We start from the raw sequence: 21,640 nt of genomic DNA, 5'->3' as shown, positions 1-21,640 counted from the left end.
CGCCCACCCACGGAAGAAGGCCCCCATGGCAACCACCCCCGTCGTGCTCGTGACCGGCGCCTCCAGCGGCATCGGCCGCGCCTGCGTCGACGCCTTCCTCGCCCAGGGCGCCCGGGTCGTCGCCGCGGCCCGGCGCACCGACCGCCTCGAGGAGCTCCGCGCCGAGCACGGCGACGCCGTCCTGCCGGTGGCCCTGGACGTGCGCGACCGGGCGCAGGTCGACGAGGTGCTCGGCTCGCTGCCCGACGGCTGGTCGCCGATCGACGTGCTGGTGAACAACGCCGGCCTGGCCCGGGGGAAGACGCCGCTGCACGAGGACGACCCGGACGACTGGGACCGGATGCTCGACACCAACGTGCGCGGGCTGCTCAACGTGTCCGGCGCCGTGCTGCCCGGCATGGTGGAGCGCGGCTCGGGCCACGTGATCAACATCGGGTCGAACGCCGGGCGGGAGGTCTACCCCGGCGGCACCGTCTACTGCGCCACCAAGGCAGCGGTCGAGCGGATCACCCGCGGCATGCGCATGGACGTGCTCGGCAGCGGCGTCAAGATCAGCGAGGTCGACCCGGGCATGGTCGAGACCGAGTTCTCCGAGGTGCGCTTCCACGGCGACAAGGACGCCGCCGCCGCGGTGTACGAGGGCGTCACGCCGCTGGTGGCCGCCGACATCGCCAACGTGGTCACCTGGGTCGCCAACCAGCCGCCGCACGTGGTCATCGCCGACGTGCTGGTCTACCCGCTGGACCAGGCGGGCTCCGGCAAGATCGCCCGCCGGAAGTGAGCGCACGCTGAGCCGGGGCGGGTCCACCCTGCCGGTCGCGCGCCGCCGCGACTTCCCCGGCTGGCGGATGGTCTGGGCGCTCGCCGTCACCGAGACCGTCTCCTACGGCGTCCTCTACTACTCCTTCGCCGTCTTCCTCGTGCCGATGCGCGAGGAGCTCGGCGCCACGACCGCCCAGCTCTCCGGGGCCCTGACGCTGTCGCTCGCGCTCAGCGGGCTGGGCGCCGTCGTCGTCGGGCGGTGGCTGGACCGGTGGGGCGCGCGGTGGGTGATGACCGCCGGCAGCCTGCTGGGCGGCGCGTCGGTGCTGGCGTGGTCGCAGGCGGGGGACCTCGCGCAGCTGTACCTGGCGTTCGCCGGCATCGGCCTGGCCAGCGCCGCGGTGCTGTACGAGCCCGCGTACGCGGTCATCAACACCTGGTTCCGCCGCGACCGCCCGCGCGCGCTGCTCACGCTGACGGTGGTCGCCGGGTTCGCCTCGACGATCTTCCTGCCCACCTCCCAGCTCCTCATCGACGGCGTGGGCTGGCGCCCGGCGCTGGTCGTCCTCGCGGCGGTCGTGGCGGCGTGCGCGCTGCCGCACGCGCTGGTGCTGCGCCGGTCGCCGGCCGACCTGGGCCTGGTGCCCGACGGCCGTCCGGACGACGGCCCGCGCCCCGCCGCCGCGGCCCCCGCGCCCGACGTCGACCTGGCGCCGTACCGCGGCCCCGCCGCGGCCTACCGGCGACCCGCCGTGCGCTGGCTGACGCTGGCCGCGGCGCTGCAGATGGTGGCCAACGCCGCCGTGGCCGTCTTCCTCGTGGCCTACCTGCTCGAGGCCGGCGCACCGGCGGGGCTGGCCGCGCTGGCGGCCGGCGGGCTGGGCGCGCTCTCGGTGACCGGACGCATCGTGCTGACGGTGCTGGCCGCGCGGGTGGGGATCGGGCGCGTGACGGCGGCGATGCTGCTCGGGCAGGCGGCCGGGGTGGCGGCGCTGTTCCTGCTCCCCCAGCCGGCGGCGACCGTGGTGTTCGTGCTCCTGTTCGGCGCGGGGTTCGGCGTCCTCAACATCGCCCGGCCCACGCTGCTCGGGCAGGTCGTGCCCCAGCCGGTGTTCGCCGCGGTGTCGGGCCAGCAGGCGCTCGCGGTCCAGTTCGGCCGCGTGGTGGCGCCCGTCGCCGTGGGGGCGCTCATCACGGCCGTGGGCTACGGGGCCGGGTTCACCGCGATCGCGGGCTGCGTGCTGGCCGCCGCCGTCCTGCTCGCCCTGGCCGATCGCGCGGCGGGCTCGTCGCCGTAGGAGCCGCGGGTCAGGCGGGTGGGCCGGCGTGCGGCTCGCCGGCGGGGTGGTGCGGCCGGCCGGTGGCCGCCCGGATCGCGTCGTCGTCGAGCCCCACCGACCGCAGCACCGGGCCGGAGTGCTCCCCGAGCGCGGGGGCGCCGGGCAGGTGCGGCGCGCCGCTGCGGGAGAACGTCCAGGGCAGGCGGGCGTGCACCAGCGGCCCCTCGGAGGGGTGCTCGACGTCCTCGAAGAGGCCCACCGCCGCGAGGTGCTCGTCGGCGAAGAGGTCCTCGATCGTGTGCACCGGCATCGCGGGCACTGCGTGCGCGCGCAGCAGCTCGATCCACTCCCCCGTCGTCCGCTGCGCGAGCGCCTCCTCCACCAGCGCGTACAGCTCGTCGATCCGCCTGGTCCGCCCCCGGATGCCGTCCAGCTCCGGGTCGTCGGCGAGGTCCGGGCGGTCGATCAGCCGGAAGAAGGTGCGCCACTGGCCGTCGGTGTAGAGCAGCACCGAGATCATGCCGTCCGCGGTGCGGTAGGGCTTGCGGTGCGGCGAGGCGGTGCGCGCGTACCCGGTGCCACCGGTGCGGCCGGCGTAGACCCGCTGCCCCTGCTGCTCCATGAGCAGGAAGGTCGCCATCGACTCGAACATCGGCACCTCGACGGCCTGGCCCTCGCCCGACACGTCGCGCTCGTGCAGCGCGGCGAGGATCGCGGCCAGCGCCATGACCCCGACGGTCTTGTCCACGACCTGCGTCCTCACGTACTGCGGCTCCGCCGTGCCGCCCTGCACCGCCGCGATCCCCGACACGCCCTGGACCACGTCGTCGTAGGCGGGCTCGTCCCGGTACGGCCCGGCCGAGCCGTAGCCGACGGCGTGGCAGTAGACCAGCCTCGGGTTGCGCGCCCGCACCGCCCCCGGGTCGATGCGCAGCTTGCGCATCGCCCCCGGGCGCATGTTGTGCAGGAAGACGTCGGCGGTGTCGACCAGCCGGTCCAGGGCGTCGCGGCCGGCGGTCGTCGTCAGGTCGAGGACGACGGACTCCTTGCCGCGGTTGAAGGTGAGGAACGCCGGGCCCAGTGCCGAGTGCCGCTCGTCGGCCACGTACCGGATGATGTCGCCCTCGGGCGGCTCGACCTTGATCACACGGGCACCCATCTGCGCCATCAGCTCGGCGCAGTAGGGGCCGAGGAAGGTCGAGGTCAGGTCCAGGACGGTGACGTCGGCCAGCGGACCCCGCCCGGCGACCACCCGCTCAGACCGCGCGGGTCAGCGCCGGCCAGAGCTGCTCGGGGCCGCCGGCCAGCAGCTCCGCGGCCAGCACCGTCGACCACGCCAGCTCGCTGCCGGCCTCGTCCCGCCACGACCACAGCCGCCGCGTCAGGTGGTGCAGCTTGTGCTCCTGGGTGAACCCGATCGCGCCGTGCACCTGGTGCGCCAGCCGGGCCACCACCTCGACGGCGGCGCCGGCCCGCACCTTCGCCGCGGCGGCGGCCAGGACGACGTTCTCGCCCCGGTCCAGCGACTGGACGGCGGCGTCGGTCAGCGCGGTCACCGCCGTGACCTCGCCGGCCATCTCCGCGAGCTCCATCTGGATCGCCTGGAACTTGCCCAGCGGCCGGCCGAACTGGTGCCGCTCGCCCGCGTACTGCACCGTCCAGGCCAGCACCTGCTCCAGGGCGGCGGCCAGCTGCACCGACCGCGCCAGCGCGTAGCGGGCCCGGACCTCGCCGGCCTGCGCCTCGGTGAGCAGCGCACCGGCGGCGCCGACCTGGTCGAGCACCAGCGCCGCGCGCGGCTCCCCGGCCAGGTTGGCGGCGTCGTCCGCCGGCAGCGACGAGGCGTCGACCAGCGCCAGCACCGCCCCGCCCATCCCTGCCGGGGCCGGGGCCAGGAGGACGACGTGCCGGGCCGCACCTGCCCAGGGCACGTCGGCGACGGTGCCCGAGAGGGTGAACCGCCCCGGCCCGTCCCCGTTGTCGACCGGGTGCACGGTGACGCCGTCGGCGACGGCGAACGTCGTCGGCTGCTCCGGCGAGGGCAGCTCCAGGTCCGCGGCCAGCAGCGCCGGGCCCGCAACGAGCAGCTGCTCGGCCACCGGCACCGCTCCCGCACCGGCGGCGAGCGTCCGCACGATCGCCACCGCGTCGGCCAGCTCGCCGCCCGAGCCGCCCGCCTCCTCGGGCAGGCCCACCCCGGTCAGCCCGGCGTCGGCCAGCGCCGACCACAGCCGGGCGTCCCAACGGCGCTCGGCGGTGAGCACGAACGGCTCGAAGCCGCCCAGGATGTCCTTGACCGTCTCGACCACCAGGTCCTGGTCGCCCATCAGCGCAGCCCCAATCCACGTGCCACGATCCCGCGCAGGATCTCGTTGGTCCCGCCGCGCAGCGTGAAGCCCGGCTGGTGCAGCTGCGCCTCGGCCAGCGCCCGCGCCAGCGGGTCCGGCGAGGCCAGCGACGGCGTCACGTCGACGACCTTGCGCACCTCCTCGACGACGTCGGCCTCGAACGTCGTCCCGACGTCCTTGACCAGCGCCGCCGGGATGTTGGGCAGCTCGCCGCGGTCCAGCGCCGCGGCGATCCGCAACGACATCTGCCGCAGCGCCAGCAGCCGTGCCGAGAGCCGGCCGAGCGCGGCCAGCTGGGCGGCGTCGCCGGTCTCGGCCACCCGGCGGCCGAACTCGGCGATCAGCGGGTAGGTCGACAGGAACCGCTCCGGGCCCGAGCGCTCGAAGGCCAGCTCCGCGGTCACCTGGTGCCAGCCGTTGCCCTCCTCGCCCAGCAGCATGTCGCCGGGGACGACGACGTCCTCGAAGACCACCTCGTTGAAGTGGTGGCCGCCGTCGAGGATGCGGATCGGGTTGATCGAGATGCCCGGCAGCGAGAGGTCGACGAGCAGCTGCGACATGCCGGCGTGCCGGCTGGACGGGTCGGCCGGCGAGGTGCGCACCAGCACGATCCCGTAGTGCGAGTGGTGCGCGTTCGACGTCCACACCTTCGCACCGTTGACCACCCAGTCGCCGTCGCCGTTGCGGGTGGCCCGGGTGCGGATCGAGGCGAGGTCGGAGCCCGAGTCCGGCTCGCTCATCCCGATGACGAAGAAGCACTCGCCGGCGACGATCCGCGGCAGGATCTCCCGCCGCTGCTTCTCGGTGCCGTAGGTGAGCAGGTTGGGCCCGGACTGCCGGTCGGCGATCCAGTGCGCGGCCACCGGGGCGCCCGCGGCCAGCAGCTCCTCGGTCACGGCGTAGCGCTCCATCGCCGAGCGCTCGTGCCCGCCGTACTCCTTGGGCCAGGTCATGCCGAGCCAGCCGCGCTCGCCCAGCTTCTTGGAGAACGCCGGGTCGACGCCGGACAGCCAGGTGTCCACGTGCGTCCGGAAGGTCCCGGCGGCGAGCTCGGCGGCGAGGAACTCGCGCACCTCCGCCCGCACCTGCTCGGCTGCCTCGGACCGCGGTGCGGGCGCCAGTGTCAACGAGTTGCTCATGCGACTCCCTCGGGTGGCCGTGCTCACACCCGTTCTACAGGGCGCCCGCACCGCCGCGCCCGGCAGCCCCCCGTTGCGCCCGGCTCACCCGCGGGAGGGATCGCCGGGCGGGCCCTCGTCCGGGTCGCCGCGGGTCAGCTGGCGCAGCTCCGTGACGACGTCGGAGGCGACCGAGCCGAGCGAGACCAGCGCCCCGGAGACCAGCCGCCGCACCCCGTGCACGTCCAGGCCCAGCGCCGCGCCGATGCCCGATCCGGCGTCCAGACCCCCGAGCTCACCGGTCGCCGGTCTCCGCTCGGCGAGCTCGGGCGACCAGCGCATGGCGTCCCCCGACAGCGTCCAGTCACCGGTCGCGCCGTCGATGGCGTCGGTGACCGGGTTCCCACGAGCCGACGAGTCCATCACCGCCTCCTCCCGAGGTCGCGCTCCCCATGGTGACCCCGAACCGCGGGGTCCGGTAGGTGGTCGGTGCCCGCGGTCAGGTGCGGGTCAGCGCCAGCAGGGCGATGTCGTCGGCGCGGTGCTCCCCGGTCAGCTCCGACAGCAGCCGGTCGCAGAGCTGCTCGGGGTCCCCCGACCACGTCCGCGCCACCACCTCGACCAACCGGGACAGCCCCGCGTCCAGGTCGGCCCCCCGGCTCTCCACCAGGCCGTCGGTGAACAGCAGCAGCGCCGCTCCCTCCGGGAGCACACCGCTCCACTCGACGGCCGGCGCCGGCGGCGCCCCGAGCATGCGGGTCGGGCGCACCGGCAGCAGCTCCGCCCGGCCGCCGGCGCACAGCAGGGGCGGCAGGTGCCCGGCCGAGGCGATCCTCAGCTCCCCCGTCGCGGGGTCCAGCGTCGCGAACAGCGCGGTCGCCATGCGCTGGAGCTCGAACAGCTCCCAGTTGCGCTGCAGCCGGTCGACGAGCACGGCCGGCGAGGGCCGGTCGACCGACATCGCGCGGGTCACGCTGCGCAGCTGCCCCATCGTCGCCGCCGCCGTGATGTCGTGGCCGACGACGTCGCCCACCACGAGCCCGACCCGGTCCCCCGGCAGCCGGACGACGTCGTAGAAGTCGCCGCCGACGTCCACCCCCTGGGTCGCCGCCAGGTACCGCACCGCCGTCGCGAGCCCCGGGACGGCCGGGGGCGACGGCGGCAGCAGGCTCGCCTGCAGGGTGTGGGAGGTGCGCTCCTCGAACTCCAGCCGCAGCGCCTTGTCCACCACCTGCGACAGCTGCAGGGCCAGCTGCTCGGCCACCTCGACGTCGGCGGCGGTGAACGGCGCGCGGTGCCGGTCGGCGCCGAACGTGACCACGCCGAGCCGCCGGCCGTCCACGATCATCGGCACGCCGACCACGCCCACCAGCTCCAGGTGGCCGACGGCCTCCCGGAACGCGTCGTCGGGGGCGACGGCGTCGAGCACCGCCCGCGCCTCGTCCAGGTCGCGGATCCACTGCGTCCGCCCCTCGCGCAGCGCGCGCACCGAGGGGTGCAGCGGGGACCGCGCCGTCGGGTGGTTCCCGCGCAGCCGGTCGAGCACCGGCTGGCGGTCCGGGTCCCGGTGCCTGGCGACCGGCTGGTGCAGGCCGTGCTCGGTGACCATGTCGATCACGCACACGTCGGCCAGCCGGGAGACCACCAGCCCGGCCAGCCGGTGCACGGTCTCGGTGACGTCGCGGGCCTCGCTCATCAGCCGCGCGGCCTCGAGCAGGAACGCCGCCCGCTCGCCCTGCTGGCGGGTCTCCTCGTGCAGCCGCACCCGCTCCAGCGCCTGACCCGCCTGCCGGCCCAGGGTCCACAGCAGGTCGACCTCGGCCGGGGTGAGCGGCCGGTGCTCGCCCGGCTCCTCGAGGCTGATCAGGTCGCCGCGCGCCGCCGTACCGCGGGCCAGCACCAGCACCCCCAGCCGCTTGGAGTCGGCCGACACCGGGACGACGACGAGATCGGTCAGCCCGTCGGCCGCCATCGCCGCCGCCAGTTCCGGCTGGTCGGCCCGCAGCCGGTCGTCGAGCACGATCGAGCGCAGTCCCTGGGCCAGCTCCAGGGCCAGCCGGCTGCCGGCGGCGTCACGCAGCCGCCGCAGCAGCTCGCGGGAGACACCCTCCGAGCGCACCGGCCGCAGCGCCGGCAGTTCCTGCGGGTCGTCCGCCTCCCCCTCCACCAGCACCAGCGCGGCGCCGCCGGCCCGCAGCGCCGCACGCCCGCGCTGCACGATCACCGTGGCCACGTCCTCCGGCGTCGCCGCGGCCGCCAGGTCGAAGACCACCTTCTGCACGACCCGCGAGCGGGCCTCGGACTCCTCCGCCAGCCGCTGCGCCGACAGGAGCTCCCGCTCGTAGCGGCGCCGCGCCGTCGCCTCGAACAGGGTCGCCCGCACCAGCAGGGGGGTGCCGTCGTCGTCGCGCACCTCGACGGCGTTGAGCAGGCACGGCAGCAGCGAGCCGTCGATCCGCGTGATGTCGATGGCGATCTCGCGCACGAAGCCCTGGAGGCGCAGGAGCGGCAGCAGGTGCGTGTTGTAGAAGACCCGGCCGCCGACGCTGAGCAGGTCCTGCAGCCGGTGGCCGAGCAGGTCCTCCGGCGACCGGACGGTCCATGCGCAGAACGTGCGGTTGGCCTTCACGATCTGCCCGTCGGGCAGCGTGGACAGGTACCCCATCGGCGCGTTCTCGTAGAGGTCGGCCGGGTCCTCGTCGAGCAGGCGCTCCAGCGGGTTCCCCGCGTCCCCGAGGCCGGTCACCGGGTGCCGTCCGGGGCGGTCACGGCGGTCACGGCGTCAGGAACGCGCGGATGGCGGCCGTCGTCTCCTCCGGCGCGGACAGCTGGGGGACGTGCCCCGTGGCCCGCATGCGCACCAGCACGCTGCCGGGGATCTGCCGGTGCACGTACTCGCCGACGGCGTCGGGCGCGATCGCGTCGGCGCTGCACTGCAGCACGAGGGTGGGCACCCGGACGCCGGGCAGGTCGGCGCGGTTGTCCGACAGGAAGGTGACCCGCGCGAACTGGCGGGCGATGTGCGGGGCGGTGCGGCAGAAGCTGTTGGTGAGCTCCTCGGCCAGCTCGGGCCGGTCGGGGTTGCCCATGATCACCGGGCCCATCTGCGCCGACCAGCCCAGGTGGTTGCTGTCCAGCGCGTCGAGCAGCCCGGCGACGTCGCTGCGGCTGAACCCGCCGACGTAGCCCTCCTCGTCGACGTACCGGGGGCTGGGCCCGACCATCACCATGGCGCCGAAGAGCTCGGGGACCCGGTGGTGGGCGAGCACGCCGATCATCGCGCTCACCGAGTGGCCGACGAAGACGACGTCGGTGAGCGCCAGCTCGCGGCAGATCTCGACGACGTCGCTCGCGTACCCGTCCAGCGAGTCGTACTTCTCGGGGTCGTAGGCCGACAGGTCCGACTGCCCCGACCCGACGTGGTCGAACAGCACGACCCGGTGGTCCACGGCGAAGTCCGGGGCGACCAGCCGCCACAGCGTCTGGTCGCAGCCGAAACCGTGCGCGAACACCATCGGCCGTCCCTGGGGCAGGCCGCTGACGTTGACCCGGTTGCGCGGAACGACGCTGCCCACGGGCCCGACCGTAGTGGAACGGACGCCGCCTGTGGTCGATCCGCGCGCCTCAACCGGAACGGTTCCGGCCGCTCCGCCCCCCGCTCCGTGAGGCCGGGGCGACGCACCGCGCTGCGCCGCCGGGGCCCCCGCACACCCGGCGGAGCCTCCCGGAGAACCGCTGCCGCCCGGTGGGCGGCCGCCCGGCCGTCGCCGCCGCCGCCGCGGGGTGGACCAGCGCCTGCGCGCACGCCGACGCCGGGCTGCGCGACCTGCAGACCGCGGCGCGCCAGTGGTCCTGCTCCGGCAGCGGCCGGGCGCGGGAGACCCTCGCCCGCGCCTGCCGGCGGCTGGCCGACGACGTCGACGCCCAGACCGCCGACGAGGAGGCGACTCTCCTCCCGCTGCTCGACGCGCACCTGCCCGATGCCGGGTGGGCGGCGATCACGCGCACCGCGCGCTGCGGGCTCTCCGGGCTGGGGCTCGCCCTGGAGGACTGCGGCGCCGCCGACCGCGTCCGCCTGCTCGGGGGCCTGCCGGCCGGTACCCGGCTGGCCTGGCGGCTCCGGGGCGGCCGCCGCTACCGCGCCGCCGTCGTCCGGCTGCGCGGCGCGCCACCCGCCGCCTGAGACACCCGGGACCGGGGCCGGGTCAGCAGCGGGACGTCCCGCAGTCGCGGCAGCGCTTGCGCGCGCTGAGCTCGCGCCCGTGGCAGTTGTCGCAGACCCACGTGGTGCGCTCCTTCGTCGCGGTGCTCATGGCTGGTCCTCCCCTCGTCGTCGTGCCGACGACGTTAGGGAACCGGTGTGTCCAGGAGGTGTCCGCCGAGTTGCGATGGAGCGCGAACTAATCCGGCACCGGGCTACCGGCGGCCCGGGGCGAACGGGCCGCGCAGCGCCGCCCACTGGAGCAGCATGATCGTCTTCGCGTCGGCGATCCGGCCGTCGTCCACCATCCGCAGCGCCTCGTCGAACGGCAGCTCCACCACCTCGATGTCCTCCCCCTTCTCGGCGAGCCCGCCGCCGCCGGCCCTGCGGTCGGCCGCCGTGTAGGGGGCGGCGTAGAAGTGCAGCCTCTCGGTCACCGAGCCGGGGCTCATCCAGACGTCGAAGACGTGCTCGAGCTCCCCCACCACCACGCCCAGCTCCTCCTCGGCCTCGCGGCGGATCGCGGTCTCGGCGTCGTCCTCGTCGAGCAGCCCGGCGGCGGCCTCGAGGAGCATGCCGTCGGGGTGGCCGTTCACGTACACCGGGAAGCGGAACTGCCGGGAGAGCAGGACGGTCCCGCGGGCGACGTCGTGCAGCAGGATGGTCGCCCCGTTGCCGCGGTCGTAGGTCTCCCGCGCCTCGGTCACCCAGGTGCCGTCCGCGCGGCGGTACTCGAAGGTGGTCCGGCGCAGCACGTGCCAGGCGGTGGCCACGAGCTCGACGTCGGTGACCCGCACCCGCGGGTTGCCGTCGAGGTCGCGGCCCGCGCGGTCCAGGCCGGTGCGGCCGCGGGTGTCGGGGACGTCGATACCGGGAATCTGCGCCACCCCCGCGACGCTAGTGCGCGAGGCACGGCGCCCGGGCGGGTCCGCGTGCGCAGAATGAGCAGCTGCCCGGGCGGCACGCGCCATGCCCAGCGCACCCAGCACCAGAGAGCGAAGAGGTTGTGACGACAGTTCGTGCGACCGGGTCCCGCGACGACGGGATCGCGGCCGAGCAGGCCTACGTCAGCGCGCTGCACCGGCGGCTCGACGAGGTCCGGGCCCGCACCGTCGCCCGGCTCGACGAGGCCCTGGCCACCGTGCCGCACAACCCGCAGGCGGTCGGCGAGCGCGAGGCCGCGGTCGAGCTGCACACCCAGCGGATCGTCGCGCTCGACGCCGCCGACAGCGGGCTGTGCTTCGGCCGGCTGGACCGGCACGGCACCGACGTCCCCCGGTACGTCGGCCGGATCGGCCTCTTCGCCGAGGACGGCGGCGAGGAGCCGCTGCTCGTCGACTGGCGCGCCCCCGCGGCGCAGCCCTTCTACACCGCCACGCCCCTGCACGACCTCGGCGTGCGCCGCCGCCGGCACATCCGCACCCGCGGGCGCACCGTCGTCGGCGTCACCGACGAGAGCCTCGACCTCTCCGACCCCGACCTCGCGCAGCGGTCCGGGTTGGCCGGCGAGTCGGTGCTGCTGGCCGCGCTCAACGCCCACCGCACCGGCCGGATGAACGACATCGTCCGCACCATCCAGGCCGAGCAGGACCGCATCATCCGGGCCGACCACCGCGGCGTCCTGGTCGTGCAGGGCGGCCCCGGCACCGGCAAGACCGCCGTCGCCCTGCACCGCGCGGCCTACCTGCTCTACACCCACCGCGAGCGGCTGGCCCGCAGCGGGCTGCTGATCGTCGGCCCCTCCCCCACGTTCCTGGGCTACATCGCCGACGTGCTGCCCTCCCTCGGCGAGACCGGCGTGGTGCTCACCGACATGGGCGGGCTGCGGCCCGGGCTGCAGGCGCACGCGGCCGAGGCCCCGGAGGTCGCCGTGGTCAAGGGTCGGCTGGCGATGGTCGACGTCGTCACCGCCGCCGTCCGCGACCGGCAGGCCGTCCTCGACGCCGCGACGACCCTCACCGTCGACGGGACGCCGCTGCGCTTCACCAAGGCCGACGCCGCCCGTGCGCGCAGCCGCGCCCGGGCGGTCTCCCGGCTGCACAACGAGGCCCGGCCGGCGTTCGCCCGCGCGGTCGTCGACCTGCTCGCCGGCAAGTACGCCGACAAGCTGGGCGCGGACGTGCTCGACGGCGGCAACCTGCTCGGCCGGGCGGATCGGGCCGCCCTGCGGCAGGAGGTCGCGAGCGAGCCCGCCGTGCACGCGCTGGTCGACCGGCTCTGGCCCCGGCTGACCGCCGAGCGGTTGCTGCGCGACCTCTTCGCCGACCCCCGGCGGCTGGCGACGGCGACCCGCGGCTGGTCCGAGGCCGACCGCGAGCTGCTGCGGCGGCCGGCGTCCGCGCCGTGGACCCCGGCCGACGTGCCGCTCCTGGAGGAGGCCGACGAGCTGCTCGGGGTCGACGACAGCGCCGAGCGGGCCGCCGCCCGCCGGGAGCGGCAGCGGCGGCTGCGGCACGCGCAGGAGACCCTGGACCTCCTGCACGGCTCCCGCTCGACGGACTGGGAGACCGAGGACGAGTCCGAGGAGCTGTCCGCCGGCGACCTCCTCGACGCCGAGGGCCTGGCCGAGCGGCAGGAGGTCGGCGACGTGCGGTCCACGGCCCAGCGGGCCGCCGCCGACCGCACCTGGACCTACGGGCACGTCATCGTCGACGAGGCGCAGGAGCTCTCGGCCATGGCCTGGCGGGTGCTGCTGCGCCGCTGCCCCACCCGGTCGATGACCCTGGTCGGCGACGTCGCCCAGACCGGCTCGGCGGCCGGCGCGAGCAGCTGGGCCGAGGTGCTCGAGCCGGCGCTGGGCCCCCGCGACCTGCGCGGCTGGCGCCTGGAGGAGCTCACCGTCAACTACCGGACGCCCGCGGAGATCATGGAGGTCGCCGCCGACGTGCTGGCCGCGGGCGGGGCGGGGACCTCGGCGGCCCGGTCGGTGCGCTCCACCGGCGAGCAGCCGTGGGCCCGCGCCGTCGCCGAGGAGGAGCTGGTCGCGGCCCTCGCCGAGGCCGCGGCCGAGCTCGACCGGGAGGAGGGGACCCTCGGCGTCGTGGTGCCCCGCAGCCGGCTGGCGGCCGTGACCGACGCCGTCCGCGCCCGCGTGCCCGCCGCCTCGGCCGACGGCGACCTGACCGCCGGGCCCGTGGTGCTCACCCCCGAGGGCAGCAAGGGCCTGGAGTTCGACTCGGTGCTGGTCGGCGACCCGGTCGGGATCCTCACCGAGGGCGCGCGCGGCCACAACGACCTCTACGTCGCGCTCACCCGGGCCACGCAGCGGCTGGGCGTGGTGCACGCCGGCGAGCTCCCCCCGGAGCTGAAGCGGCTCGATCCGCGCTGACCGGTGCTGCTGCCCGCGCATCCCGTGCCGCTGCAACGACTGCCCGCGGGGGCCTCAGGTCGCGCCGCGCACCCGGAGGACCACGCCGCTCCTCGGCTTCGCCGGGATGCGGTGCAGCGCGATCGCGAGGTCCTGCTCCGGCACCTCGTACTGCAGCCGCGCCAGGCGGACGGCGAGGGCCGAGAGCAGCGCGACGGTGATCTGCTCCCCGGGGCAGCGGTGGTTGGTCCGGGGGTCGCCACCGCCCTGCGGCACCAGCTCCCACTCCCCGATCTCGCGACCGAGGAACCGCTCGGGGTGGAAGGCGTAGGGGCTGTCCCAGAGCTCCGGGTCGTGGTTCTGGCCGTACAGGTCCAGCAGCACCATGGCGTTCTCCGGGATCTCCTCCCCGGCGAACTCGTTCCGCCCCGGCGAGCGGCCGCCGATGAACGGCGCGAAGGGGTAGAACCGCCGCACCTCGTGCGCCCACGCCTCGGCGAACGCCGGGTCCCCGCTGGCCAGCTTCTCCCGGTTGCCCGGCCAGCGGATCAGCGCGTGCCCCGAGAACGCCACGAACCAGGCGACCGCCGTCGTCGGCCGGATGACGTTGAGCAGCTCGACGGCGGCCACGTCCGCCGGCAGCTGGGTGCCGTCGGCGTCCCGGTGCCGCGACACCACGTCGACCGCGGAACCCTCCTCGACCTCGGCCTGCCCGCTGCGCACGTCCCGGACCAGCTGCGTGAGCCACCTCTCCCGGCGTCCGCGGGCCCGGCGCGCCCGGAAGTGCCGCGGCCCGCCGGTGGCGAAGCCGTCGACCATGGCCACCATGTCGCGGGCGAGGTCGGGCACCTCGCCGTCGCGCACGGGGACGCCGGCCCACCGGGCCACGGAGCCGGCGAGCACGCGGCTCGCCTCGTCGAACAGCACGATCTCCGACCGGCGGGACCACGCCGGCACCGCGGCGTCCCAGGCCGCGGTCGTCCGCTCCACCAGCGAGGCGATGCCGTCCTCCCGCATGAGCAGCGCGACGAACATCGCCTTGCGCACCCGGTGCATCTCGCCGTCCAGCGTGTGCACCGCCCCCTTGCCGAACAGCGTGCCCTGCACCGGCTCGGGGATGGCGTGCGAGCGGCGCACGTGGTCCTCGTCGTAGAGGAAGCGCGCGGCCTCCGGGCCCTCGATGCCGACGGCCGGCATCCCGCCCAGCCGCACGCCCACCGCGTGCCTGCCCGCCCGCCGGCGCTCGTCGGGCAGCCAGGCGTAGCCCTTGGACAGCAGTTTCAGGCTGTTCTCCAGACGTGGCATGGGGGCTGCCGTGCCCACCCGCGCCGGTGCGCAACCGCTCAGCCCGGCCGCTGCTCCTGGGTCCGGTCGTCGCGGGGCCGGGTGGCGACGTCGGCGGGCGGCTCCGCCCCGTCCCCGCCGCAGCTGCCGTGGCCCAGCCGGCGCAGGAGCCCGGCGACCTCCTGGCCGACGGTGGAGGAGGCGTCCCGGGGCAGCGCGGCGGGAACCGCGGCCAGCGCGTCGGCGAGCACCCGCTCCTCCTCGTCGAGCAGCCCCCGGTAGGCGGGGTCGAGCAGGTAGCCGGTGGGTGGGGTGGAGAGGCAGCCGATGAGGTCCAGCAGGACCTCCAGCCGCCGGGCGGCCTCGGCCGGTGCGGCCTCCGCGGGGCACATCGCCACCGTCTCGACGTCCTGCTCCCACAGCCGGGCGCGCGCCGGGTCCTCCTGCAGGGCGAGCACGGTGCCCGTGCGCCGGGCCGTGCCCGACCCCTGGGTCTGCAGCGCGGTGCGCACCTGGTGGGCGATCCGGATCAGGTCGTCGTCCAGCATCGAGGTGCCGACGAAGAGCACGTGCCGGGTCAGCAGCAGCGAGTGCAGGACGCCGGCCAGCGCGGCCCCGGTGTTGCCGAACTGCAGGTACTCCTCGCGGGTCAGCACCACGCTCTCCGGGTGCGCGGCGTCCCCGTGCAGCTTGAGCAGCCACGGCGACCCAGGCCGGGCCTCGTCGTGGGGCAGCACGGTCACCTGCCGGCCGATGTCCCCGGCGGCGAGCTCCACCAGCGGGTCGTAGTTCGTGGTGACGAACTCCTGCACCGGGAGGTCGGCGATCAGCGCGTGCGCCAGGGCGTAGGGGCCGGGGCCGAACCGCCTCTCGACGAAGGCGGCCAGCTCCTGGGCGCCCAGCTCGCGGGCCAGCAGCGCCGCCGCGTCCTGGGCCGGCAGCCCGGCGAGCCCCGCGCGGAGCGCGTCGTCCAGACCCGACCGGGTCGCCAGCTCGTCCACCAGCTGCTCCCACGTCGGCAGCCCTGCGGCCGCGCTGACCCCCGCCCCGATGAAGACGGCGAGCTGCCCCCGGCGGGCCCGTTCGCCGAGGTCCACGGCCAGCTCCCGCAGCTGCCCGGGCAGCTCCCAGCCGCCCTCCTCGCCGCGCCGCACGCGCTGGGCGGCGGCGAGGTCGCTGGGCCGCCGCAGCACCAGGGCGACGTCGAAGCCGTGCTCATCGGCGGCCTCGCGCAGCACCGGCAGCAGCTGCTGCAGGAGCGCTCCGCGCTCGCCGGCGGCCCCGCCCCAGCCCGTGCCCAGCGCCGGCAGCCCGACCAGCCGCCGCGCGCGCCCGTGCACCGGCTCGTGCACCTCCCGCCGGGCGACGGCGGCCAGCGCCTCGCGGGCCCCGTCGAGCAGCCAGGACAGCCCCCGGCTGCCCGTCCCGTCGGGGCCGCCGTCGACGGTGTCGACCAGCCAGGCTCGCCGCGGGCCGTCCCCGGGCACCTCGAGCACCCGCTCGTCGCCGGTCCACGACATGGCGACGCAGTCGCCGTCGGCCTGCCGGTCGGTGATCAGCTCGTCGGGCAGCACGGAGCACCAGCCGCGGGCCACCCGCAGCGAGCGGTCGGTGGGCACCAGGACGTCGTCGCAGGCCAGCCGGGTCAGGTCCGCCCCGACGACGAAGACGTGTCCGCTCACGGGCGGGCCCATACCCAGGGCCCGCCGGCCATGCGCGCGCGGTCAGGCGCCGCAGCCCCCCGCGCCGCAGGCGCAGCCGCCGCAGCCCTGCCCGGCCGGGGCCGGCGCGGGCGCCGCGGCCACCGAGCGCAGATTGGCCGCGCCGATCAGCAGCGGGACGCCGAGCACCGCGACGGCCAGCGCGGCCACCACGGTGGCGACGTCGGCGGCCCGGTCCCAGCTCTGGAACAGCCCGGTGACGACCAGGAGGCCGGTGACCAGCACCGACCAGACCAGCAGCGCCTGCCCGCCGCGCCGCGCGGGGCCACCCCGGCCGAGCATGCCCAGGGAGGTGCCGAGCAGCAGCAGGGGGACGCCGACGAGGAGCACCGTCGAGGAGAGGGACGCCGAGGCCACGGCGACGGCCAGGCCCGCGGCGCCGGCCACGACGGCGGCCGTGCCGAGGGAGCGCGCCCGCCCCGCCACCTCGTCGGGGACGGCTCCGGAGCGGGCGCCGCGGAGCAGGACCGATCCGCGCGCCGCCAGGAAGAGCCCCACGGCGCCGAGCAGGAGGCGGGCGCCGGCGTCCCAGACGACGGCGACCACCGCGACCGCGATCATCGCCAGGCCCAGGGCCAGCCACCGCGGCCAGGTCCGCCGGGCGACCTCGGGGGTCGCCGCGCTGACCGTGCCGGCCGAGAGGATTCCGGTTCCGTTCGCCACGGGCCCAGTGTCCCTCACGCCGCGCGCCCGGCGGGGAGGCACCGGGACGTGGGCCGTGCCACGCTGATCATCTCCGCGAACCGCGGGAGGACCGAGGTCAGGAAGGCACGGACATGAGCGTGCAGGACAGGGCCGGGGCGGCTGCCGGCCGGGCCGGGAACAGCGACGCCCTGGAGCACCTGGCCCGGGTGGGGCTGGTCGCCTACGGGTTGGTGCACCTGCTCATCGCCTGGCTGGCGCTCCAGCTGGCGTGGGGACGCGCGGGGCAGGAGGCCGACCAGTCGGGCGCGCTGGCCACGCTCGCCCAGCAACCGCTGGGCACGCCGCTGCTGTGGGTGCTCGCGGTCGGGCTGGTCGCGTTGGCGCTCTGGCAGGCCGCCGAGATCCTCCGCTGGCGGCACGGCTGGTCGGCGTCGGGCGAGGCCCGCAAGAGGGCGGTGGAGAAGACGGTGAAGGCGGCGGCCAAGGCGGTCGTCTACGCCGCGCTCGCCGTGCTGGCGATCCGCTTCGCCACCGGGGGCGGGCAGTCCGGCGGCGGGTCGCAGCAGCAGGCCACCGCCGGCGTCTTCGGCTGGCCGGCCGGCCGCTGGCTCGTCGGCGCCGCCGGGCTGGTCGTCGTGGGCGTCGCGGTCTACCTCGTGCACAAGGGCGTCACGAAGCGGTTCCTCAAGGAGATCGACCTGAGCGGCTGCTCCACCTCGGCCCGGCGGCTGGTCACCCGCCTCGGCCAGGTGGGCTTCCCGGCCAAGGGGGTCGCGCTCGGGCTCGTCGGCGGACTGCTGGTGTGGGCGGCGGTCACCTTCGACCCCGCCAAGGCCTCGGGCCTGGACGGCGCCCTGCACACGGTGCTGACCGCACCCGCCGGGCCGGTGCTGCTCACGCTGATCGCCGTCGGGATCGCGGCCTTCGGCGCCTACTGCTTCGTCCGCGCCCGCTACCCCGAGCGGACGTGAGCCCGCCGGCGCCCTCGGTCCGGGCGCTGGGCCACCGCCTCCACGACGTCGTCGTCCGGGTCCGCCGGGTCACCGACCACCCGGTGCTGGTGCACCTCGCCCGCGCGGGCCTCGTCGCCTACGGCGCGATGCACCTGCTGATCGCGGTGCTGGCGCTGCGCATGGCGATGGGGCTGCGCGGTGGCGACCCCGACCAGACCGGTGCGCTGCTCACCGTCGCCGGCGGGCCCGGCGGGCGGGTGCTGCTGGTCGCGATCGGCACGGGCATGCTCTCGCTCGCCGTCTGGCAGGCCGCCGAGGTGCTGCTCTGGTGGCACGGGCTGCTGGACGGCGAGCACCGGCTGCGCACCGCCGTCGTCTGCGTCGAGTGCCTGGCCAAGGGCGCGGTGTACGGCGTCCTCGGGCTCACCGCGCTGCTGTTCGCGCTCGGCCTCGACTACGAGGCGGACGAGCGGCTGCGCGAGCTCACCGGCGAGACGCTGGCGATCCCGGGCGGCGCGCTGCTCGTGGGCGCGGTGGCGGCCGGGGTGGTCGGCGTCGGCGTCTACACCTTCGTGCGCGGCTGCACCGCCGGCTTCATGCGCGACATCGACCTGCCCGCGGCCCCCGACCGCTGGGAACCGGCGATCGAGGTCCTCGGCCGGGTCGGCTACCTGGCGAAGGGGATCGCCTTCGCGCTGGTCGGCGTCCTGCTGTGGCAGGCGGCCGCCTCCCACGACGTCTCGACCGCCACCGGCCTGGACGGCGCGATGACGGCGATCGCCGGGGTCGGGGCCGGGCCGTGGCTGCTCGGCGGGGTCGCGGCCGGTTTCGCCGCGTTCGGGGTCTACGCCCTCGCCCGCGCGCGCTACCCCGACCGCGACCCCTCGTCCTAGACCTTCGGCCCGCCGGCGACGTAGACGACCTGACCGGAGACGAACCCGGCCCCCTCGCTGACGAAGAACGACACGGTGTGCGCGATGTCCTCGGGCACGCCGGCGCGGGCCACCGGGATGGCGGCCGCGCGCTTCTGCACGTAGGACTCCCACTCCTCGCCGATCCGCTCGGCGGTCGCCTTGGTCATCTCCGTCTGGATGAAGCCCGGGGCGATGCAGTTGGCGGTGACGCCGAACTTGCCCAGCTCGATGGCGAGGGTCTTCGTGAAGCCCTGCAGGCCGGCCTTGGCGGTGGCGTAGTTGGCCTGGCCCCGGTTGCCGAGCGCGGAGGTGCTCGACAGGTTGACGATCCGGCCCCACTTGGCGTCGATCATGTGCTTCTGGGCGGCACGCGTCATGAGGAACGAGCCGCGCAGGTGCACGTGCATGACGATGTCCCAGTCGGCGTCGGACATCTTGAACAGCATGTTGTCCCGGGTGACGCCGGCGTTGTTCACCAGCACCACCGGCGGCCCGAGCTCCGCGGCGATCCGGTCGACGGCCGCCTGCACCTGCTCGGCGTCACCGACGTCGGCCCCCACGGCCAGCGCGCGGCCGCCGGCGGCCTCGATCGCCTCGACCGTGCCGCGGGCGTCGTCCTCCTTCAGGTCGAGCACCGCGACGGCGAAACCGTCCTGGGCCAGCCGCAGCGCGGTGGCGGCACCGATGCCGCGGGCGGCTCCGGTGACGATCGCGACGCGGGCGGAACCGGTGGGGGACGTGGTCATGCGGCAGCGCTCCTCGGTGCGGTGGGACGACGGTCGGACGGAGTCTCGCTCACACCCGCTCGAACAGCGCGGCCAGCCCCTGGCCGCCACCGATGCACATGGTCTCCAGCCCGTAGCGGGCGCCGCGCCGGTCCATCTCGCGCAGCAGCGTCGCCAGGATCCGGCCCCCGGTGGCGCCCACCGGGTGGCCCAGGGAGATGCCCGAGCCGTTGACGTTGGTGCGCTCCCAGTCGGAGTCGGTGAAGCCCCACTCCTTCGCGACGGCGAGCACCTGGCTGGCGAACGCCTCGTTCAGCTCGATCAGGTCGACGTCGGAGAGCTTCAGGTCGGCCTGGGCGAGCGCCTTCGCGGTGGCCGGGACCGGGCCGATGCCCATGGTCTTCGGCGGCACGCCGCCCACGCCGAAGCTGACCAGCCGCGCCAGCGGGCGCAGCCCGAGCTCGGCGGCCTTCTCCGGGTGGGTCACGATGGCGACCGCGGCGCCGTCGTTCTGGCCGGAGGCGTTGCCGGCGGTGACGGTGGCGTCCGGGTCGTTCTTGCCGAGGATCGGGCGGAGCTTGGCCAGGGTCTCCACGCTCGAATCGGGGCGGATGTGCTCGTCCCGCTCGACGACGGTGTCGCCCTTCCGGCCCCTCACCGTGACCGGCACGATCTCGTCGGCGAACCGGCCCTCGGCCGTTGCGGCCGCGGCCCGCTGGTGGCTGCGGACGGCGTACTCGTCCTGCTCCTGCCGGCCGATGCCGTAGTCGCGGCGGAGGTTCTCGGCGGTCTCCAGCATGCCGCCGGGCACGGGGTGGTTCTGCCCGCCGGCGGTGACCCGGCCGCGGGCGAGCCCGTCCTCCAGCAGGACACCCGGCCCGGGCTTGACGCCCCAGCGCATGGCGGTCGAGTAGAAGGGCGCGTTGCTCATCGACTCGGCACCACCGGCCAGGACGACGTCGGAGGCGCCGGACTGCACCTGCAGGGCGGCGTAGATGACCGCCTGGAGGCCCGAGCCGCAGCGGCGGTCGACCTGGATGCCCGAGGCGGTCACGGGCAGGCCCGCGTCGAGGGCGGCGACCCGGCCGAGGGCCGGCGCGTCCATCGTCGGGTAGCAGTGGCCGAGCAGGACGTCGTCGACCGACTCCGGCGGCAGCCCGGTGCGCTCCACGAGCGCACGGATGACCGTCGCCGCCAGCTCCTGGACGGGGACGTCGCGGAGCGACCCCCCGAACCCGCCGACCGGCGTCCGCAGGGGCTCGCAGATGACCGCATCGCGCACGGTGGTCCTCCTCGTTCGTCCGCTCCCGGCACCCGGTCGGGATCCGGGCGTCGCCACCCGAGTCTGCCCCGCGGGCAGCCGCGGCGCGCCCCCGGCCCCCGGGAGGTGGCTGCGGGCGGGATCAGGAGGCGGCGCCGCCGACCTGCTCGCCGCCGAACAGGTCCCACAACCCGGTGATCTGCAGCGGCCGGACCACCGCCCGGGTGGCGGCCAGGACCCGCAGGCGGCCGCCGGCGGCGAGGGCCTTGCGGTGCGCCGAAGCCAGGGTGCAGAGCCCGGCGGAGTCGAGGAAGGTGACGGCGGTCAGGTCCACGACGACGTCCTGCGGCGCGGCGGCGAGCACCTCGTCGAGGGCCGCGCCGACCCGGGGGGCCGAGGTGCAGTCGACCTCACCGGCGAGCACGAGGCGCGGCAGGGCCGTGGTCCCGGTCACCTCGAGGGCGAGGGGTGCCGACGGCAGGGCGTCCGGCGCGAGCGGGGCCAGGACGGATGCGGTGAGCGAACGGTCGGGCGAGGGAGCGGTCACGGGTTTTGCCTCTCGGGCGGGAACCGGACCAGTGAGCCTGCGGACGCGAACGACACGACGACCAGCACTGGGATGGCGGCTGCTGCTTGAACCGCACCCCGACCGTAGGCACCGGCGGAGCGGGGCGCAAGGGTCGCCGCCGGACGGTGCCCGTCCGGCACCCCCGGCCGCGGGGACGCTCCGCCACCGCTGCGTCCCGGCGTCGGATACTGGTCCGGTGACCGAGCCCCGCCCCTCGTCCCGCCGCCCGTCCCCGCTGCTGGTCGTGGGTGGCCTCGTGGCGCTGGCCGTCGCGGTGGGTGCGTTCGCGCTGCTCGACCCGATCCTCGCGGCCGCCGTCGCCATCGGTGCCCTCACCGTGCTCGCCCTGGCGGCGGCCGCGCACGACTGGGAGTCGCACGCGACGTTCGAGGAGCGGGAGCTGGCCCGGGCCCGCCGCCGCAAGGAGAGGTGGGAGCGCAACGCCGGCGCCCGGGCGCGCGACCGTGCGCGCTGGGAGGCCCACCAGGCACGCAAGGCGGCGCGGGACTCCTCCCGGTAGGGCTCCCGGGAAAACCCGTCGACGCCGCGGCGC

General features: G+C 76.0%; 20 protein-coding genes. 7 read left to right on the top strand and 13 right to left on the bottom strand.

The window, feature by feature from the left end; genetic code table 11:
• Positions 1-25 precede the first annotated feature (25 nt).
• Positions 26-781 carry an SDR family NAD(P)-dependent oxidoreductase gene (locus E9565_RS19520; protein ID WP_236828502.1) on the top strand — a complete coding sequence of 252 codons (756 nt, stop codon included), beginning with the start codon at positions 26-28 and terminating at the stop codon, positions 779-781.
• Positions 782-848: 67 nt separating this feature from the next.
• Positions 849-2,060, top strand: a complete 1,212-nt coding sequence (locus E9565_RS19515) for an MFS transporter (RefSeq protein ID WP_236836540.1) — start codon at positions 849-851, stop codon at positions 2,058-2,060.
• A gap of 10 nt (positions 2,061-2,070) precedes the next feature.
• On the opposite strand, the gene E9565_RS19510 is transcribed toward E9565_RS19515, so the two are convergent.
• The 6 genes from E9565_RS19510 to E9565_RS19485 form a co-directional block, all read right to left on the bottom strand.
• Positions 2,071-3,294 carry a CaiB/BaiF CoA-transferase family protein gene (locus E9565_RS19510; RefSeq protein ID WP_236828500.1) on the bottom strand — a complete coding sequence of 408 codons (1,224 nt, stop codon included), beginning with the start codon at positions 3,292-3,294 and terminating at the stop codon, positions 2,071-2,073.
• Between the two features lie 4 nt (positions 3,295-3,298).
• Positions 3,299-4,369 (bottom strand): acyl-CoA dehydrogenase family protein, encoded by a 1,071-nt coding sequence (locus E9565_RS19505; protein WP_236836539.1) that lies wholly within the window; start codon positions 4,367-4,369, stop codon positions 3,299-3,301.
• On the bottom strand, positions 4,369-5,529 hold the full coding sequence (locus E9565_RS19500) for an acyl-CoA dehydrogenase family protein (RefSeq protein WP_236836538.1): 1,161 nt from the start codon (positions 5,527-5,529) through the stop codon (positions 4,369-4,371). Before E9565_RS19500 ends, E9565_RS19505 begins: the two co-directional genes overlap by 1 nt.
• Positions 5,530-5,613: 84 nt before the next feature.
• Complete coding sequence (locus E9565_RS19495; protein WP_236828497.1) at positions 5,614-5,931, bottom strand: hypothetical protein; 318 nt, start codon at positions 5,929-5,931, stop codon at positions 5,614-5,616.
• A gap of 76 nt (positions 5,932-6,007) precedes the next feature.
• Positions 6,008-8,254: a SpoIIE family protein phosphatase gene (locus tag E9565_RS19490; protein WP_236836537.1), complete on the bottom strand. Its 2,247-nt coding sequence runs from the start codon at positions 8,252-8,254 to the stop codon at positions 6,008-6,010.
• Between the two features lie 28 nt (positions 8,255-8,282).
• Entirely contained in the window at positions 8,283-9,083 is an 801-nt protein-coding gene (locus tag E9565_RS19485) for an alpha/beta fold hydrolase (RefSeq protein ID WP_236836536.1), read from the bottom strand.
• Positions 9,084-9,253: 170 nt separating this feature from the next.
• Between E9565_RS19485 and E9565_RS19480 the strand changes: the two genes are divergently transcribed.
• Positions 9,254-9,691 (top strand): hypothetical protein, encoded by a 438-nt coding sequence (locus tag E9565_RS19480; protein WP_236836535.1) that lies wholly within the window; start codon positions 9,254-9,256, stop codon positions 9,689-9,691.
• A gap of 233 nt (positions 9,692-9,924) precedes the next feature.
• Here E9565_RS19480 and E9565_RS19475 read toward each other — a convergent pair whose 3' ends face one another.
• Positions 9,925-10,596, bottom strand: a complete 672-nt coding sequence (locus E9565_RS19475; protein WP_236836534.1) for an NUDIX domain-containing protein — start codon at positions 10,594-10,596, stop codon at positions 9,925-9,927.
• A gap of 119 nt (positions 10,597-10,715) precedes the next feature.
• On the opposite strand from E9565_RS19475, the gene E9565_RS19470 reads away from it, so the two are divergent.
• Positions 10,716-13,037 (top strand): helicase, encoded by a 2,322-nt coding sequence (locus E9565_RS19470; RefSeq protein WP_236836533.1) that lies wholly within the window; start codon positions 10,716-10,718, stop codon positions 13,035-13,037.
• Between the two features lie 54 nt (positions 13,038-13,091).
• Here E9565_RS19470 and E9565_RS19465 read toward each other — a convergent pair whose 3' ends face one another.
• Genes E9565_RS19465 through E9565_RS19455 form a run of 3 tightly spaced genes read right to left on the bottom strand, consistent with a single transcriptional unit; the run spans position 13,092 to position 16,684 of the window.
• Positions 13,092-14,321: a cytochrome P450 gene (locus tag E9565_RS19465; protein WP_236836532.1), complete on the bottom strand. Its 1,230-nt coding sequence runs from the start codon at positions 14,319-14,321 to the stop codon at positions 13,092-13,094.
• A 38-nt stretch (positions 14,322-14,359) separates the two neighbouring features.
• Positions 14,360-15,982: an SIR2 family protein gene (locus E9565_RS19460; RefSeq protein ID WP_236828491.1), complete on the bottom strand. Its 1,623-nt coding sequence runs from the start codon at positions 15,980-15,982 to the stop codon at positions 14,360-14,362.
• A gap of 42 nt (positions 15,983-16,024) precedes the next feature.
• Positions 16,025-16,684 carry a hypothetical protein gene (locus E9565_RS19455; protein WP_236836531.1) on the bottom strand — a complete coding sequence of 220 codons (660 nt, stop codon included), beginning with the start codon at positions 16,682-16,684 and terminating at the stop codon, positions 16,025-16,027.
• Positions 16,685-16,797: 113 nt separating this feature from the next.
• On the opposite strand from E9565_RS19455, the gene E9565_RS19450 reads away from it, so the two are divergent.
• Both E9565_RS19450 and E9565_RS19445 read left to right on the top strand, forming a co-directional pair.
• Positions 16,798-17,637 (top strand): DUF1206 domain-containing protein, encoded by an 840-nt coding sequence (locus E9565_RS19450; RefSeq protein WP_236828489.1) that lies wholly within the window; start codon positions 16,798-16,800, stop codon positions 17,635-17,637.
• Positions 17,634-18,512 carry a DUF1206 domain-containing protein gene (locus tag E9565_RS19445; protein ID WP_236836530.1) on the top strand — a complete coding sequence of 293 codons (879 nt, stop codon included), beginning with the start codon at positions 17,634-17,636 and terminating at the stop codon, positions 18,510-18,512. Before E9565_RS19450 ends, E9565_RS19445 begins: the two co-directional genes overlap by 4 nt.
• Here E9565_RS19445 and fabG read toward each other — a convergent pair.
• From fabG to E9565_RS23400, 3 genes are all read right to left on the bottom strand, one after another.
• Positions 18,509-19,279 carry a 3-oxoacyl-ACP reductase FabG gene (fabG, locus tag E9565_RS19440; RefSeq protein ID WP_236828487.1) on the bottom strand — a complete coding sequence of 257 codons (771 nt, stop codon included), beginning with the start codon at positions 19,277-19,279 and terminating at the stop codon, positions 18,509-18,511. The two genes, E9565_RS19445 and fabG, sit on opposite strands and share 4 nt — an antisense overlap.
• 49 nt (positions 19,280-19,328) lie before the next feature.
• Complete coding sequence (locus E9565_RS19435; RefSeq protein WP_236836529.1) at positions 19,329-20,540, bottom strand: acetyl-CoA C-acetyltransferase; 1,212 nt, start codon at positions 20,538-20,540, stop codon at positions 19,329-19,331.
• 121 nt (positions 20,541-20,661) lie between these two features.
• On the bottom strand, positions 20,662-21,066 hold the full coding sequence (locus E9565_RS23400; RefSeq protein WP_236836528.1) for an STAS domain-containing protein: 405 nt from the start codon (positions 21,064-21,066) through the stop codon (positions 20,662-20,664).
• 217 nt (positions 21,067-21,283) lie between these two features.
• Here E9565_RS23400 and E9565_RS19425 point away from each other — a divergent pair, with 217 nt between their 5' ends.
• A complete protein-coding gene (locus tag E9565_RS19425; RefSeq protein WP_236836527.1) occupies positions 21,284-21,607 on the top strand; it encodes a hypothetical protein in 324 nt (107 codons plus the stop codon).
• Positions 21,608-21,640: the final 33 nt, after the last annotated feature.

Source organism: Blastococcus sp. KM273129 (assembly GCF_021698995.1).
GTDB lineage: Bacteria > Actinomycetota > Actinomycetes > Mycobacteriales > Geodermatophilaceae > Blastococcus.
This window is presented reverse-complemented; position numbering and strand designations above follow the sequence as displayed.

Coding starts and splice junctions, on each gene's coding strand:
- E9565_RS19520 (WP_236828502.1), top strand. CDS start 26: ATGGCAACCACCCCCGTCGTGCTCGTGACCGGCGCCTCCAGCGGCATC.
- E9565_RS19515 (WP_236836540.1), top strand. CDS start 849: ATGGTCTGGGCGCTCGCCGTCACCGAGACCGTCTCCTACGGCGTCCTC.
- E9565_RS19505 (WP_236836539.1), bottom strand. CDS start 4,369: ATGGGCGACCAGGACCTGGTGGTCGAGACGGTCAAGGACATCCTGGGC.
- E9565_RS19500 (WP_236836538.1), bottom strand. CDS start 5,529: ATGAGCAACTCGTTGACACTGGCGCCCGCACCGCGGTCCGAGGCAGCC.
- E9565_RS19495 (WP_236828497.1), bottom strand. CDS start 5,931: ATGGACTCGTCGGCTCGTGGGAACCCGGTCACCGACGCCATCGACGGC.
- E9565_RS19465 (WP_236836532.1), bottom strand. CDS start 14,321: ATGCCACGTCTGGAGAACAGCCTGAAACTGCTGTCCAAGGGCTACGCC.
- E9565_RS19450 (WP_236828489.1), top strand. CDS start 16,798: ATGAGCGTGCAGGACAGGGCCGGGGCGGCTGCCGGCCGGGCCGGGAAC.
- fabG (WP_236828487.1), bottom strand. CDS start 19,279: ATGACCACGTCCCCCACCGGTTCCGCCCGCGTCGCGATCGTCACCGGA.